Consider the following 15,499-nt stretch of genomic DNA (forward strand, 5'->3'; position numbering starts at 1 on the left):
CCAAGCGCTGGCGCGTCAAGCGAGCCAGCGACCGCGCGCGATGAGCACATCCTTGAGCAGGTCGGCGCGGTCGCTGACGAGGCCGTCGACGCCCATGTCGAGGAGCGTCTCCATGTCCGCGGGCTCGTTGATGGTCCACACGTAGACGGACCGGCCCTCGCCGTGCGCACGGTCGATGTGACGGCGGGCGAGCACCGTGGTGCGGCCCACCTTCCACGGCACCTGGAGTGCGTCCACGTGCGCGATGGGCCTGCGCCCGGAGAGACCGACGCCGGCCCCAGCCCAGAAGCGGCCGAACTCACCCGTGCCCGCTGATGTCGCGACTGGGCGAGACAGCAGCTTGACCGTTGCCCGCCGTCGGGCCGCCGAGAACGAGGCGACGCACACGCGATCATGCGACTTGGTGCGCTCGATCGCGTTGGCGATGGGCTCGATGCCGCTCACCGCCTTGACGTCTACGTTGACGCGCAAGTGCGGCCAGGTGCCGAGCAGGTCCTCGAAGAGCGGGACCGGCTCGACCCCGCCGATCTTCGCCTCCTTGACCACGGACCACGGCAGGTCCGCGACATTGCCCTTGGAATCTGTGGTGCGGTCGAGGCTCGCATCGTGAAGCGCGACCGCAACGCCGTCGCGGGTGCCGTGGGCGTCGGTCTCGACGAACTGATAGCCAAGGTCCACCGCGGCCGCGAAGGCCGCCATCGAGTTCTCGAGGCCCTCGCGGCTGAAGCCGCGGTGCGCGAGCGCCGCGATCGCGCCGCCGGTCTCGAAGTAGGGGTGTGTCACCCGAGCACCTCGTCGATGAAGGCCGCGACGGCGTCGTAGTACGCCTTGCGCGGGCCGGGCGCCGACTGGCTGAGGTCGTGGATCCCGCCCACGACAACCAGCTCTCGCACGTTGGGGCCCAGCTTGGGGATCGCGAGCGCGATCGCTTCCGTGTCGATGACGACGTCCTGCTCCATGATGCGCGGATTGTCGTCGCGCTCGGGGCCGCACGAGTCGCTGCGCGCGACGAGCGTCGGCACCGAGATGGGCAGGCCAGCGTCGATGCGTGCCCAGCCGCGATTGACCGCCGCGACCCAGCGGGCCTTGGCGGCACACCCGTGGGCGTCTTCCACGCGAAGTCAAACTCGGCGGGGCCGCCGCCGCTTGAATGCAGGAACTTGGCGTAGACCGCGGGCCGGCTGGCGACCTTCGCCCCTGGTGCCACCTTGTTGAGCAGCGGTAGCGCCCGCATCGACGCACGGTCGCGGCGGTTCATCTGCAGCCCGAACAGCGGCGAGTTGAGGATCACGGCCACCAGCTGCGCGGGTGGGCGGTCCGCGGCCCAGATCGCCGTGGCCAGTCCGCCGGTGGAGTGACCGTGCACGATGAGCGGTAGCCCAGGATGAAGGTCTGTGATCGCGTCGACGGCAGCCTGGATGTCGTCGCCCTGCTCGGCGAGGTCCGCCATGTCGTGCGGGTGCTCGCCCGGCTTGAGCGAGCGACCGGACTTTCGCAGGTCCACCGCGTAGAACGCCAGGCCCAGTCCCGCGAAGAACTCCGCGAGCTCCGGCTGATAGAAGTAGTCGTTGTACCCGTGCACGTGCAGAACCGCTGCGCGGGGAGAGGCGACAACGGCGTCGGGCCGCACGAGGGTGATGCGGGCAGGGGTGACGCTGGCGACGGCTGCCGCGCTGAAGCCGGCCAGAACGTCGGGCTGGAAGTCCACGACACGAATCTAGCCGCGCCGCCACCCGCCGTTCACCCGGATGCGGAACACTGGCGCCATGAGCGAAGCGTCAATGACGACGATCGCGGCCGAGGAAGGCCGCATTCCCCGCAAGCGAGTGATCTCGTGGGCGCTGTGGGACTGGGCAACGCAGCCGTTCAACTCGGTGATCATCACGTTCGTGTTCACGGCGCTGTACCTCACGAGCGACGACTTCTTCCGGCCGGGTGAGGACCATGACGCCGGGGTCGCGAGGCTCACCGCGGGGCTTGGGCTCGCGATGACGATCGCGGGGATCGGCGTGGCGCTCGTGGCGCCGGTGCTTGGCCAGATCGCGGACCGCACCGGTCGCCGCAAGCGCTGGCTGTGGTGGATGACCGTGGCGCTCGTCATCACGATGCTCGCGCTGTTCTTTGTGCAGGCCGCGCCCGCGTACTTCGCGCTTGGCGTGGGGATCATCGCCGTTGGCGCCATCATCAGCGAGATCGCGGGCGTGAACTACAACGCGATGCTCGTGCAGGTCTCGACCCCGCGCACGATGGGGCGCGTCTCCGGGCTCGGGTGGGGGCTTGGGTATCTGGGCGGAATCGTCGCGCTGGTGCTGGTGGTGGTGCTCGACAAGCTCGAGTGGTTTGGCATGGACACCTCCAATGGCATGGCGTATCGGCTCATCGCCGTTGGCTGCGCGGTGTGGACGCTGCTGTTCGCGTGGCCGCTCTTCGCGTTCGTGCCCGAGGCGGAGGCCGCGCCGCGAGGCGCCTCCGGCGGGATCCTGCATGCGTACGTGCTGCTGTGGCACAACGTGCGCCAGTTGTGGCACGAGGCCCGCCCGACGCTGTGGTTCCTTCTCGCGTCCGCGGTCTATCGCGATGGGCTGGCTGGGGTATTCGCGTACGGAGCCGTGATTGCGGCGCGCGCGTACGACTTCGCGGATACCGATGTGATCCTCTTCGGCATCGCCGCGAACCTGGTCGCGGGAGTGTGCACCATCATCGCCGGCCGGCTCGACGACCGCGTGGGCCCGCGGCAGGTCATCATCGTGTCGCTGTCGGTGATCGTGGTCTCCGGGCTGTGCGTCGCGTTCCTGCACGGACTCGGGAACATCACGTTCTGGGTATTCGGCCTGGTCCTGTCCGGAATGGTGGGGCCGGCCCAGGCCGCATCGCGATCTCTGCTCGCGCGCGTTTCGCCGCAGGGTCGCGAGTCCGAGATCTTCGGGCTGTACGCCACCACCGGGCGTGCGGCGTCGTTCCTGTCACCCGGCGCGTGGACGGTCATGATCGTGGCGACCGGGGTGACGCTGTGGGGGACGCTCGGCATCATCTCCGTGGTGCTGGCCGGGCTGGTGCTGTTGCTGTTCGTGCGCACGCCCGCCGACCGCGGCGACGCCGCGCGGCCGGTGCTCGCGGAGTAGCACCCTCCGCCGAGTGGAGCCTCAGTTCCGGGTTTGGCGCGCTCGCGCGAGGGAGTGGAGTGTGAGTTCCAGGTGCTCTCTCCTCGTATGGAACCATCGCTCCACTAGGGCGCTCCGGACCGGCGACGGCGAGACTGACGCTCCACTCGGGCCCGCTACCCCCACCGCGCACGAGAAGCGCGACCTCGGCTAGAGCGCGGGTTCCTCACCCTCGGCCTCTTCATCCCCGAGGTTTCGCTCCACGTTGCGCGCGATCGCGATGATGCGGTCGCCCTCCGCGGGCTTCGCGAAGATGACGCCCATGGTGTCGCGGCCCTTAGCGGGAACCCCGGAAACCGGTGAGCGCATGACCTTTCCGGACTCCATGATGACCAGCACCTCGTCGGCCTCGTCCACGAGGAGCGCGCCAACGAGGTCGCCGCGCTGCTCCTGGAGCTTCGCCACCTTGATGCCCAGGCCGCCGCGGCCCTGGACGCGATACTCGTCCATGTCGGAGCGCTTGGCGTAGCCGCCTTCGGTGACTACCAGGGAATACATCCCCGGCATCACCACATCGGCAGCGAGCAGCTCGTCCGCGTCGCGGAACTTCATGCCGGTTACGCCGGACGTAGCCCGGCCCATCGGCCGCAGCTGGGTGTCGTCCGCAGTGAACCGAATGCTCTGTCCCTTGCGGGACACGAGCAGCAGGTCGTCCTCGGCGGAGACCAGCCGCGCGGCGACCAGCTCGTCGGGACGCAGCTCGCCGTCCTCGCCCTCCACGTCGCGCAGGTTGATCGCGATCAGCCCGCCGGAGCGGTTGGAGTCGTACGCCGTGAGCTCGGTCTTCTTGACCAGCCCGCGCTTGGTCGCGAGCACCAAGTACGGCTTGTCCGCGTAGCTCTTGAGCGCCAGGACCTGAGCGATCTCCTCGCCCGGCTGGAACGCGAGCATGTTCGCCACGTGCTGGCCCTTGGAGTCGCGCCCGCCCTCGGGCAGTTCGTACGCCTTCGCGCGGTACACGCGGCCAAGGTTGGTGAAGAACAGCAGCCAGTGGTGCGTGGTGGTCACGAAGAAGTGGCTCACGACGTCATCCGACCGCAGTGTTGCGCCGCGCACGCCCTTGCCGCCGCGGCGCTGCGCCCGGTACTGGTCGGACCTGGTGCGCTTCGCGTACCCGCCGGAGGTGATCGTGACCACGACCTCCTCCTCGGCAATGAGGTCCTCGAAGTCCACCGAACCGTCAAAGGGCGAGATCTCGGTGCGCCGCTCGTCGCCGTACTTGCGCACGATCTCCGCAAGCTCCTCGGAGATGATGGTCCGCTGACGCGACTCGGAGGCGAGGATCGACTTGAGCTCCTCGATCTCCGCCATGAGCTTTGCGAAGTCGTCTTCGATCTTCTGCCGCTCGAGGGCCGCGAGGCGGCGGAGCTGCAGGTTGAGGATCGCGGTGGCCTGCACCTCGTCCACGTCGAGCAGCTTCATGAGCCCCTCGCGCGCCTCGTCCACGTTGGGCGAGCGCCGGATGAGCGCGATGACCTCGTCCAACAGGTCAAGCGCCTTCACATAGCCGCGAAGGATGTGGGCCTCGCGCTCGGCCTCGCGAAGGCGGTACTCGGTCCGACGCTGGATCACCTCGATCTGGTGCGTCACCCAGTGGCGCACGAAGGCATCGATGGAAAGCGTGCGCGGCACCTCGTCCACGAGCGCCACCATGTTGGCGCCGAAGGTCTCCTGCAGCTGGGTGTGCTTGTAGAGGTTGTTGAGCACCACCTTGGCAACCGCGTCGCGCTTGAGCACGATCACGAGGCGCTGGCCCGTGCGGCCGGAGGTCTCGTCGCGGATGTCCGCGATGCCCGTGACCTTTCCGTCCTTGACGAGCTCGGCGATCTTCAGCGCGAGGTTGTCCGGGTTCACCTGGTACGGCAGCTCGGTGACGACGAGGCACTGGCGTCCCTGCAGCTCTTCCACCGTGACAACCGAGCGCATCGTGATGGAGCCGCGACCGGTCCGGTACGCGTCCTCGATGCCGCGGCGGCCGAGGATCATCGCTCCCGTGGGGAAGTCCGGGCCCTGGATGCGCTCAATGAGCGCCTCGAGCAGCTCCTCGCGCGATGCCTTGGGGTGCTCGAGGTACCACTGCACGCCAGACGCGACCTCGCGCAGGTTGTGCGGAGGGATGTTCGTGGCCATGCCAACCGCGATGCCCGCGGAACCATTGACCAGGAGGTTGGGGAACCGAGCCGGCAACACCGTCGGCTCTTGGGTGCGGCCGTCGTAGTTGTCCTTGAAGTCCACCGTCTCTTTGTCGATGTCCCGCACCATCTCCATGGCGATGGGGGACATGCGCGACTCGGTGTAGCGGTGTGCGGCCGCGGGGTCGTTGCCCGGCGAGCCGAAGTTGCCCTGGCCATCCGCGAGCGGGTAGCGCAGGGACCAGTCCTGCACCATGCGCACCAAGGTGTCGTAGACTGCGCCGTCACCGTGCGGGTGATAGTTGCCCATCACCTCGCCGATGATGCGGGTGCACTTGGAGAACGCGCGGTCGGGCCGGTAGCCGCCGTCGTACATCGCGTAGATGACCCGACGGTGGACGGGCTTGAGCCCATCCCTCACGTCTGGCAGGGCGCGCCCCACGATGACGGACATGGCGTAGTCCAGGTAGGACTGCTGCATCTCCACATTGAGATCGACCTGCTCGATCGCTCCGTGGTTGTGCGGTTCGGTGATGTCAGATGTCAAGGAACCTCACGTCCTTCGCGTTTCGCTGGATGAAGTTGCGGCGGGACTCGACGTCGTCGCCCATGAGGACGGAGAAGGTCTCGTCCGCGAGGGCCGCGTCGTCCATCGTGATCTGGGACAGGGTGCGGGTCTCCGGGTTCATCGTGGTCTCCCACAGCTCGGAGTAGTCCATCTCGCCGAGGCCCTTGTACCGCTGGATGCCGTTCTCCTTGGGCAGCTTCTTGCCGTTGGACTTGCCCAGTTCGATCATCGCGTCGCGCTCGCGGTCGCTGAACGCGTAGTCGTGATCCGCGTTGGACCACTTGATGCGGTACAGCGGCGGGTTGGCGAGGTACACGTACCCGGCCTCGATGAGCGGGCGCATGTAGCGGAACAGGACCGTGAGCAGCAGGGTGCGGATGTGCTGGCCGTCGACATCGGCATCGGCCATCAGCACGATCTTGTGATACCTGGCCTTCTCGATGTCGAACTCGTCGCCGATGCCGGAGCCGAACGCGGTGAACAGCGCCTGGATCTCGGTGTTCGCGAGCGCGCGGTCGAGGCGCGCGCGTTCCACGTTGAGCACCTTGCCGCGCAGCGGCAGGATCGCCTGGGTCTCGGGGTTGCGGCCGCGCACGGCGGAGCCGCCGGCGGAGTCGCCCTCTACCAGGAAGATCTCCGAGATCGAGGGGTCCTTGGACGAGCAGTCGCGCAGTTTGCCCGGCATGCCGCCGGACTCGAGCAGGCCCTTGCGGCGCGTCGCCTCGCGGGCCTTGCGCGCGGCCTGGCGTGCCTGCGAAGCCTGCAGCGCCTTGCGGATCACGTCGCGACCCTCGTTGGGGTGGGAGTCGAACCAGTCGGTGAGGCGCTCGTTGACCACCTTCTGCACGAACGTCTTCGCGATGGTGTTGCCGAGCTTGGTCTTGGTCTGGCCCTCGAACTGCGGCTCGCCAAGCTTGACGGAGATGACCGCGGTGAGTCCCTCGCGGACGTCGTCGCCCGTGAGGTTCTCGTCCTTCTCCTTGAGCAGCCCCTTGTCGCGCGCGTACTTGTTGACCAGGGAGGTCAGCGCCGCGCGGAAGCCCTCCTCGTGGGTGCCGCCCTCCGTGGTCGAGATCGTGTTCGCGTAGGTGTAGACCCCCTCGCTGTAGCCGTTGGTCCACTGGAGCGCGAGCTCCACCGAGATCTTCGCCTCGGTGTCCTCGGCCTCGAGCGAGATCACCTCGGGGTGCACCACCTCGACCTTCTTGGCGGCGTTGAGGTGCTTCACGTAGTCGATCAGGCCGCCGTCGTATTTGTAGGTGACCGTGCGAGAAGCCGGCGCTTCATCGCCAGTGTCGTCAGCGTCGGGCGCAATGTGCTCGGGGCGCTCATCGGTGAGCGTGATGCTGAGGCCCTTGTTCAGGAACGCGTACTGCTGCAGGCGCGCGCGCAGGGTCTCGAAGTCGAAGACCGTGGTCTCGAAGATCGCGGGGTCGGGCCAGAAGGTCTGCTGCGTTCCGGTCTCGTCCGTCTTCTCGCCCTTGACCAGCGTGGTCTGCGGCTTGCCGCCGTCGGCGAAGCTCTGCCGCCACACGTGGCCCTGGCGCTTGACCTCGGTCTCGACCTTGTAGCTGAGCGCGTTCACGACCGAGATGCCGACGCCGTGCAGGCCGCCCGACACCGCGTATCCGCCGCCGCCGAACTTTCCGCCCGCGTGGAGGATCGTCATGACGACCTCTACCGTTGGCTTGCCCTCGGTGGGGTGGATGTCCACGGGGATGCCGCGGCCGTTGTCGGTGGTGCGGACGCCGCCGTCTGCCAGGAGCGTCACCGTGATCGTGTCGCAATAGCCCGCGAGCGCCTCATCGACCGAGTTGTCGACGACCTCGTAAACTAGGTGGTGCAGGCCGCGCTCGCCGGTGGAGCCGATGTACATGCCGGGTCGCTTGCGGACAGCTTCGAGGCCCTCAAGGACCGTGATGTTCTCCGCGCCGTAGGCAGGGGTCGTTTCCTTCTTGTCCTTCTGGGCCACGAATTCGCCTTCCAAGCGCGTGACGCGCGCCAATACGGCACGCGTGCTATCTCGCTCAATTCTAGCGCGTTCTGGCGGCGATTCTGGGCTATTGAGGGCTATCTGTGGACAGTTCCGCCATCCGCAGATTTTGGGGTCCCGGCCCGACGCTGTGGCTGGGCGCCGCTCCTACCGCCCCCAGCGCTCGAGGATCGCCTCCCGCTCGGCGTCGGGAATGTGTTCGTCTACCCTCGCCACGGCGATCACCCGGTCCCACTCCCGAGAAGCCCCAACCAGCCCCGGCGCCAGCTCCTCCGTGCGCGCGATGTACGCGGCGAGCGTCTCCGACATGATCCCGGCGTCCCCCGGCGTGTAGAACTGCTCGTTGCCCACGACAAGCCGGGTGCGCGCCACGTCCGCCTCCGCCGGAGCGGCCGAGGCGTTCATCCAGTCGATCACCACGGGGCCACCCGGCGACTTGATGACATTGTTGTCGTGCAGGTCCATGTGGCACAGCACGCGGTCGCCGTGGGAGGTGAGCCGCTCGAGGTCGCGCCGCGCGGCGTCCCGCAGCCGCTCGGGGACTTCCACTTGCGACAGCTGGAATCCGAGGAAGTCCTCCACCCGGATCACCTCCGGGTTCGGCACTTGGCGGATCTGGTGCTGCAACTCCGCGAGGATGCGGCCGATGAGCGCCGGCCCAACCTCGCGCGACTGCATCGCGTAGGTGCGCCCCTCCACAAACTCGAAGGTCAGGGTTGGCGGGTCGCCCTCAAGGTCTGCGGCCAGTAGGGCCGGCGCCGGCAGTCCCGCGGCCATCGCGGCGCGCGAGCCCGCCGCCTCGAGTGCCATCACAATCGCGGGCAGTTGCCGCGTCAGCGTCTTGACCACCGTGCCCGGCTCGCCGCGCGTGATGACGGCGGTCGCGCCCCGCGCGACCTCGGACCCCACTACCCAGCTCATCCGTACGTATCCCTCGGTCCGCGGCCCGGCACCGTGCGCGGACCCTTCACCCACGACCGCGCCGCCGGCCGAGCACCACGAGCTCGCCCACGATCTCGCGACCGAACTCCTCGTTGATGCGGTGCCGGATCTGCCCCGACATGATCGCCAGCTGCGTTGCCCACGCCGAGGACGACGCCCGCACCGTGAGCTTCCCGTCCTCGAAACCGAGCGGCTCGCAGTGGTCCGCGATCTGATCGCCGATCACCTCTCGCCACCGCGCGGTCACCGCCGCGACCTCCACCTGCTCGGTCCAGCCCATGCGGCTCAGCAGCGTCTCGACCGCGTCGGACATCGGCTGCGGATCGCGGCCGCTCGTGAACGGCTGGGTCGAGCGCTGGGCTTGCTTTTTCGCCGCGCGCCCCCGCGCCGCGGAGCTGCGGGTCGCGCCCCGCTGCCGGGCCGACGCTCTGGCTCGCTCCATCGCCTCCCTCGCCATGGCCTGGGGATCCTTGGGCGCCGCGCCTTCCTCAGTCACGTCGGGTGACCGTCCCATCCGCGACCTCGAAGACGGAGCCGGCCAGGGTGTCGGGCACGTCCGCGCCAACGGCTGCGGTGATGAGCACCTGGCTTGCGGTGCCGATCCGCGCGGCGAGAGCCGCGCGGCGGCCGGAATCGAGCTCGGCGAAGACGTCGTCCAGTATCAGCACGGGCTCGCCGTCCGCGTCCGAGTCGGGACCGCCGTCTGCCGTCAGCAGGTCATACGACGCGAGCCGCAGCGTGAGCGCACACGACCAGCTCTCGCCGTGGCTCGCGTAGCCCTTCGCCGGAAGGTCGCCGATCGCGATGTCGACGTCGTCGCGGTGCGGCCCCACGAGACACACACCGCGCTCTATCTCTTGGGCCCGACGCTCGCTCACCTTGGCGAGTATCTCGCCGGAGAGGGCCGCGGCCTCCGCGCTCGACGTGTCGAGCGCGGTCGAATATTGCAGCGAAAAGGGTGCACTGCCAGGGGGCGACGTCCTGGTACGCGATCTCCGCGAACGGGGAAAGCGCGGCGAGCGCAGCGAGCCGCGCGGCGACGATTTTGCCGCCGAGCTCGGCGAGCTTCTCGTCCCAGATGTCCAGCGTGGTCAGATCCACGCGCGCGTTCCTCGCCGTCTTGAGCAGCGATGTCCGCTGCCGCAACACGCGCTCGTAGTCCGCGAGCACGCCGGCATGCACGGGGGCAAGCGCCACGCACAGCTCATCGATGAACGCGCGCCGCCCGGACGGGTCCCCTTTGACGAGCGCCAGGTCCTCGGGAGCGAAGACCACCGTGCGCAAGATCCCCACGAGGTCCCGCGGCCGCGCGGCCGCCCTGCCTAGCCGCGCCGCCTTCGCCCTTCCCGGCTGGATCGTCACCTCGAGCGTGAGCGAGCGGCCGCCCTTGAGAACCTTGGCGCCCACGACCGCGCGCTCCGCTGTGACACCTCCAGCGCCCGCCCGGATGAGTGGAGCGTCGGAAGCGACCCGGTGAGAGGAGAGCGTTGACAGATAGCGGATCGCCTCGACGAGGTTCGTCTTGCCCTGGCCGTTGCGGCCCACGAACGTGGTGACGCCCGCGTCCAGCGCCAGGTCTAGCTCGGAATACGAACGGAAGTCGGCTAGTTGGAGATGGGCGACGTGCACGGCGAGACCGCGAGCATCACGACGTGATGCGGATGGGAACCAGCAGGTAGCGGAACTCGGCGGCGACGGTTCCGCCCGGCTTGTCGATACCGACGAACTCGACGGGCTTGGTCTCCTGCAGGAACCCGAACTGGACGTACTCGGTGGACAGCGCGCCCAGCCCGTCCAGGAGGTACTGCGGGTTGAAGGCCACCGTGATGGGGTCACCGTCGAGCGTGGCCTCGAGCGCCTCGGACGCCTGGGCGTCGTCGCTCTGACCGGCGTCGAGCACCACCTCACCCTCGGCGAAGCCCATGCGGACGGACGAGTTGCGCTCAGCCACCAACGACACGCGCCGCGTCGCGTCGATGAGGTCCTGCGTCCGCACCACCGCGGTGATCGGGTTCTCGTCGCGGAAGAGTCTGCGCACCGGTGGGTAGTCGCCGTCCATCAGCTGCGAGGTGGTGACGAGGCCGCCGGCGGAGAAGCCGATGAGGTCCACCCCTGTTCCCTCGCCGAGCGAAAGGTCAACATCGCCGGCGCCGAGTGCCTTGGCCGTGTCGCTGATCGTCTTCGCGCGCACGAGCGCGACTGTCGAAACATCGGACTTGGCAGGCTTCCAGGTCAACTCGCGAAGAGCCAAGCGGTAGCGGTCGGTCGCCAGCAGGGAGATCGTCGAGCCCTCGATCTCGAGGCGCACCGCCGTGAGGATCGGCAGGGTCTCGTCGCGTGAAGCGGCCGACGTGACCTGCGACACGGCCAGCTGCAGCGCGGAGCCGTCGACGACTCCCGCGCGCTCCGGCAGCTCGGGCAGGTTGGGGTACTGATCCACGGGCATGGTCGCCAGGGTGAACCGGGAGGCGCCGCACGTGACCGAGACCTTGGTGCCGTCGAGCACGAACTGCACCGGCTTGTGCGGAAGCGCGTTCGCGATCTCGCGCAGCAGGCGACCGGAGACGAGCGCCTCCCCCAGCAGACTCGACGTCGGCCGCGAACTCGCTGCGCGCCGCGACCTCATAGTCGAAGCTCGAGAGCGTCACGGTGCCGCCGTCGTCCACGACGATCCGAACTCCGGCCAAGACCGGGACCGGGGGACGAGCGGGGACGGCGCGCGAAACCCACGCCACAGCGTCGGCTAGAACATCGCGCTCGACGGAAAACTTCATTGCTCACTCCTCGCGTAACTGCGCCACAGACTACGCCAAGGAGGTGACGCGCGAGCAAGCGGCCGTCAGGCCGCGGCCGGGCGGACGTGATGAAGGTCCAGTGGATGAATGACTAGAGATGTAAGAAGTAGTCATAGGGGGCGTCAGATCTGTGGAGAGTCAACATCTACCCTGGTAAACGACAACTATTGGTTGTGATATTCGTGCGGATGAAAGCTGTGAACCACAGAATGAGCTGTGGGAACGGGATCGGCCGTCCCCAGCGTCGGCCCGTTTTTCACAACTGTTCCCCTGTGGACAAACCGTCCGTCCACGCAACTCCACAAAGTTATCCACAGGTGTGAACGGCGTGTCGCAGCGCGTGTCGTGTGAGGAATGTGACGGGAGTGACGATCAGCCGCGAGATCGCTGCTTGATGCGAGCGTGAATCTCATTGACCTGGTTGTAGGTCTGACGGCGCTGGCCCATCTGCTCTTCGATCTTCTTGACCGCGTACATGACCGTGGTGTGGTCCTTGCCGCCAAAGTGCTCGCCGATCTTGGGCAGCGAGAGATCCGTGAGCTGCCGGCACAGATACATCGCGATCTGGCGCGCCGTCACGTAGACGCGGCTGCGGCTGGTGCCGGTGAGCTCGTCCATGGTGATGCCGTAGTACTCGGCCGTGGTGCCGATGATCATCGACGCCGTGATCTCCGAGTCGTCGTCGCTGATGAGGTCCTTGAGCACCACCTGCGCGAGGCTGAGATCCACGGGCTGCTTATTCAGTGCGGCGAAGGCGGTGACGCGGATGAGCGCGCCCTCGAGCTCGCGAATGTTGCTCGTGATGTTCGAGGCGATGTACTCGAGCACATCGGAAGGCGCCTGAACCGCGTCGGCCGCGGCCTTCTTGCGGAGGATCGCGATGCGGGTCTCGAGGTCCGGCGGCTGCACGTCCGTCATGAGACCCCACTCGAAGCGCGTGCGCATGCGCTCCTCGATGCCGTCCAGGTTCTTGGGGCTGACGTCGGAGGTGATCACCACATGCTTGCCGGCGTTGTGCAGCGCATTGAAGGTGTGGAAGAACTCCTCGAGAGTCTGCTCCTTGCCCTGCAGGAACTGGATGTCGTCGATGAGCAGCACGTCCACCTCGCGATAGTGCCGCTTGAAACCGAGGCTGCGGTCGTCGCGAATGGAGTTGATGAAGTCGTTGGTGAACTCCTCCGAGTTCACGTACCGCACCTTCGCCTGCGGCTTGAAGCGGAGCGTGTAGTGGCCGATCGCGTGCAGCAGGTGCGTCTTGCCGAGCCCAGAGTCCCCGTAGATAAAGAGGGGGTTGTACGTCTTGCCCGGGCTCTCGGCCACGGCAAGGGCTGCGGCGTGGGCAAAGCGGTTCGAGGGTCCAATGACGAACGTGTCGAACGTGTAGCGCGGATTGAGATGGGGGTCATCGCTCGGCGTCGCGGCCGCCTGCCTGCCCGACGGCTTGGCTGGGGCCTCGTCGTGCGTCACCTCGGGCGCGGGAGGCGGGGTGATGGAGGCGTCAACGGTGACGGCGATCCGCACCTCGCGGCCGAGAACCGACGAGAGCGCCTCCGTGATGGAGCCGCGCATGGCTGTCTCGACATAGTTCTTGGTGAAGTCCTCCGCGACCGCGAGGAACACGTTGTCCTCAACCACGGCGAGCGGCTTGACGAGCCGCAGGAAGGAGCGGTGCTGCGGCGAGAGCTGGTCGTCACGCACCAGGTGCTGGACCGCTCGCGACCACACCTCATCGATGGGCAGGTCGCTGGCCGCGTCGGTCATGCCGTCCCCTCGTAGTCGAGTGTCTTCCACAGCGTTCTTCACAGGCGGTTGAGGCGCCGTCACCGGTTCGTAACTTGGCCCACTCGGCGTGTCGTACGCTTATATGCGCCGTGATGGTGGAGCCTAGCCTGTTCGCGGCGTACCACCAACGCGAGCGACAAGATTTGACCCAAGGCCCATTTTCGCGTAACGTTAATGCGCTGTTTGACCACCCCCCAATGATCGTTTCAGGAGCCATGCCGTGAGCAAGCGGACCTTCCAGCCGAACAACCGCAAGCGCGCCAAGACGCACGGCTTCCGCCTGCGCATGCGCACCCGTGCGGGCCGCTCCATCCTGGCGGCTCGTCGCCGCAAGGGACGCACCGAAATCTCGGCGTAGGGGTGCTGCCTGCAGCCTCGCGACTGACGTCATCCGACGAGTTCTCGACGGTGATGCGTCACGGATCGCGGGCGGGCAGGAACACTGTCGTAGTGCACGTGGCGTTGACCGGCGATGCGAAGAGCATGGCCGGTTTCGCTGTTTCTAAGGCTGTAGGAGGCGCAGTGGTGAGGAACCGCGTGAAGCGTCGCCTCCGCGCGATCATGGCCGACGTTCTCCCCACTCTCCCTGCAGGGTCGGCGGTCGTTGTGCGCGCCCTTCCCCCCTCAGCCGGCGCGAGCTTTGTTTCGCTGGGCGCGGACGTGCGCGGGGCCGTCGGGCAGGCACTGGCTAAGGTGAGCGCATGATCACCCAGCTGCCTCGCCAAGCGGTGATGGGCCTCATCCGTGGCTACCAACTCGTGATCTCGCCGATGACCGGTCCGAGCTGCAAGTACTACCCCTCGTGTTCCCACTACGGGATGGAGGCCGTACGAGTGCATGGCGCCTTCGTAGGGAGTGGACTGGCACTGTGGCGCATCGTGCGCTGCAACCCCTGGAGTGTTGGCGGTGTGGACGACGTCCCCGCCCGCGGAGAGCGCCTGTTCCGGCTGCACCGCAACAATCGTGCGGTGAACGCACCTGACCGCGAGCAGCAGCTCGCCTGACATCAAGGACGCTCGTGAACTTTCTGAACACCATCCTGGCCCCGCTCGAGTGGGTGGTCGCGGCGATCATGGTGATCTGGCACAGCATCTTCACGTTCTTTGGGCTGGATCCCGCGGGTGGCGCCGCGTGGTCGCTCGCGATCGTGGGACTCGTGGTGACGATCCGTGTGATGCTGATTCCGCTGTTTGTGCGGCAGATCAAGGCGAGCCGCGCCATGCAGATGATCGCCCCCGAGCTCAAGGCCGTGCAGGCCAAGTACAAGGGCAAGAAGGACCAGGCGTCGCGCGAGGCGATGAGCCGCGAGACGATGGAGCTCTACGCGAAGCACCGCACGAATCCGTTCTCTTCGTGCATGCCCATGCTCATCCAGGCGCCGATCTTCTTCGCCCTGTTCCGGGTGCTCAATCAGAAGCTCAAGACCGGTGGCATCGGGCTCCTGACCCCGGAGCTGGCGGAGCAGGCCGAGTCCGCGACCATCTTTGGCGCGAAGCTCTCCGAGTCGTTCACGACGTCCGTTGGCGCCGCCGCGAAGATCGTGTCCGCGGTGCTCATCATCGCGATGGTGGCGACCACGTTCACCACGCAGCGACAGCTCACGCGCAAGAACATGCCCAAGTCCGCGCTCGAGGGCCCCATGGCTCGCCAACAGCAGATGATCATGTACGCGCTGCCGTTCGTGTTCATCATCACCGGCCCCAACTTCCCCGTTGGTGTGCTGATCTACTGGACCACCACCAACCTGTGGACCATGGGCCAGCAGTACTACGTCATCAAGCGCAACCCCACGCCGGGCTCTGAGGCCGAAGCGCTCTACCTGGAGAAGAAGACCGCCAAGGAGCAGGCGCGAGCCATCAAGCGCGGCGAGACCACCCTGGAGCAGATCGAGGCGGAGAAGCAGGCGGAGATCGAGGCCGCCCGCGGTCAGCGTCAGCAGCCCAAGAAGGGCGCCCCGCGCGCCAAGCGGGCCGGTGGCCCCAAGCCCGCGGAGAGCACAGCAATCGTCCCCGAGCCCGAGGGTGAACTTGAGGCGAGCGCGGAATCCGAAGAGACCACTGGCCCGGCAGCGCCCACGCCCACCAAGGGCCCAGGGCAGCGGAACCAGCCGAAGAAGAAGAGGTAGA

Annotated in this window: 12 protein-coding genes and 2 pseudogenes; 5 read left to right on the plus strand and 9 right to left on the minus strand. The window is 67.3% G+C overall.

Annotated features, from left to right (window positions below; all coding sequences use genetic code 11):
- Window positions 1-15 precede the first annotated feature (15 nt).
- Together NVV57_05550 and NVV57_05555 are read right to left on the minus strand one after the other, a co-directional pair.
- A complete protein-coding gene (locus NVV57_05550; GenBank protein MCR6712178.1) occupies window positions 16-783 on the minus strand; it encodes a glycerophosphodiester phosphodiesterase in 768 nt (255 codons plus the stop codon).
- Window positions 780-1,115, minus strand: a complete 336-nt coding sequence (locus NVV57_05555; GenBank protein MCR6712179.1) for a hypothetical protein — start codon at window positions 1,113-1,115, stop codon at window positions 780-782. The genes NVV57_05550 and NVV57_05555 overlap by 4 nt, the downstream gene beginning before the upstream one ends.
- A gap of 651 nt (window positions 1,116-1,766) precedes the next feature.
- Here NVV57_05555 and NVV57_05560 point away from each other — a divergent pair.
- A complete protein-coding gene (locus NVV57_05560; protein MCR6712180.1) occupies window positions 1,767-3,122 on the plus strand; it encodes an MFS transporter in 1,356 nt (451 codons plus the stop codon).
- Between the two features lie 189 nt (window positions 3,123-3,311).
- Here NVV57_05560 and gyrA read toward each other — a convergent pair whose 3' ends face one another.
- The 7 genes and pseudogenes from gyrA to dnaA form a co-directional block, all read right to left on the minus strand.
- Window positions 3,312-5,840, minus strand: a complete 2,529-nt coding sequence (gene gyrA, locus NVV57_05565; protein MCR6712181.1) for a DNA gyrase subunit A — start codon at window positions 5,838-5,840, stop codon at window positions 3,312-3,314.
- Complete coding sequence (gene gyrB, locus NVV57_05570; protein ID MCR6712182.1) at window positions 5,830-7,935, minus strand: DNA topoisomerase (ATP-hydrolyzing) subunit B; 2,106 nt, start codon at window positions 7,933-7,935, stop codon at window positions 5,830-5,832. The genes gyrA and gyrB overlap by 11 nt, the downstream gene beginning before the upstream one ends.
- A gap of 66 nt (window positions 7,936-8,001) precedes the next feature.
- Window positions 8,002-8,775 (minus strand): aminoglycoside phosphotransferase family protein, encoded by a 774-nt coding sequence (locus NVV57_05575; GenBank protein ID MCR6712183.1) that lies wholly within the window; start codon window positions 8,773-8,775, stop codon window positions 8,002-8,004.
- A gap of 46 nt (window positions 8,776-8,821) precedes the next feature.
- Window positions 8,822-9,292 carry a DciA family protein gene (locus tag NVV57_05580; protein MCR6712184.1) on the minus strand — a complete coding sequence of 157 codons (471 nt, stop codon included), beginning with the start codon at window positions 9,290-9,292 and terminating at the stop codon, window positions 8,822-8,824.
- A pseudogene (recF, locus tag NVV57_05585) lies at window positions 9,285-10,425 on the minus strand (DNA replication/repair protein RecF). Before recF ends, NVV57_05580 begins: the two are co-directional and overlap by 8 nt.
- Window positions 10,426-10,441: 16 nt before the next feature.
- A pseudogene (dnaN, locus tag NVV57_05590) lies at window positions 10,442-11,570 on the minus strand (DNA polymerase III subunit beta).
- A gap of 393 nt (window positions 11,571-11,963) precedes the next feature.
- A complete protein-coding gene (gene dnaA / locus NVV57_05595) occupies window positions 11,964-13,352 on the minus strand; it encodes a chromosomal replication initiator protein DnaA (GenBank protein MCR6712185.1) in 1,389 nt (462 codons plus the stop codon).
- 241 nt (window positions 13,353-13,593) lie between these two features.
- Between dnaA and rpmH the strand changes: the two genes are divergently transcribed.
- The 4 genes from rpmH to yidC are packed head-to-tail and all read left to right on the plus strand — an operon-like array spanning window position 13,594 to window position 15,498.
- Complete coding sequence (gene rpmH / locus NVV57_05600) at window positions 13,594-13,731, plus strand: 50S ribosomal protein L34 (GenBank protein ID MCR6712186.1); 138 nt, start codon at window positions 13,594-13,596, stop codon at window positions 13,729-13,731.
- A gap of 2 nt (window positions 13,732-13,733) precedes the next feature.
- Entirely contained in the window at window positions 13,734-14,078 is a 345-nt protein-coding gene (rnpA, locus tag NVV57_05605) for a ribonuclease P protein component (GenBank protein MCR6712187.1), read from the plus strand.
- Window positions 14,075-14,377: a membrane protein insertion efficiency factor YidD gene (gene yidD, locus NVV57_05610; protein ID MCR6712188.1), complete on the plus strand. Its 303-nt coding sequence runs from the start codon at window positions 14,075-14,077 to the stop codon at window positions 14,375-14,377. The genes rnpA and yidD overlap by 4 nt, the downstream gene beginning before the upstream one ends.
- Before the next feature lie 14 nt (window positions 14,378-14,391).
- Window positions 14,392-15,498 (plus strand): membrane protein insertase YidC, encoded by a 1,107-nt coding sequence (gene yidC, locus NVV57_05615; protein MCR6712189.1) that lies wholly within the window; start codon window positions 14,392-14,394, stop codon window positions 15,496-15,498.
- Window position 15,499: the final 1 nt, after the last annotated feature.

Origin of the sequence: Demequina sp., from assembly GCA_024707205.1 — a bacterium.
Lineage (GTDB): Bacteria > Actinomycetota > Actinomycetes > Actinomycetales > Demequinaceae > Demequina.

What these genes read in the sequence shown, in the direction of transcription:
- NVV57_05560 (MCR6712180.1), top strand. Translation starts at nt 1,767, where the DNA reads ATGAGCGAAGCGTCAATGACGACGATCGCGGCCGAGGAAGGCCGCATT.
- NVV57_05575 (MCR6712183.1), bottom strand. Translation starts at nt 8,775, where the DNA reads ATGAGCTGGGTAGTGGGGTCCGAGGTCGCGCGGGGCGCGACCGCCGTC.
- dnaA (MCR6712185.1), bottom strand. Translation starts at nt 13,352, where the DNA reads ATGACCGACGCGGCCAGCGACCTGCCCATCGATGAGGTGTGGTCGCGA.
- yidD (MCR6712188.1), top strand. Translation starts at nt 14,075, where the DNA reads ATGATCACCCAGCTGCCTCGCCAAGCGGTGATGGGCCTCATCCGTGGC.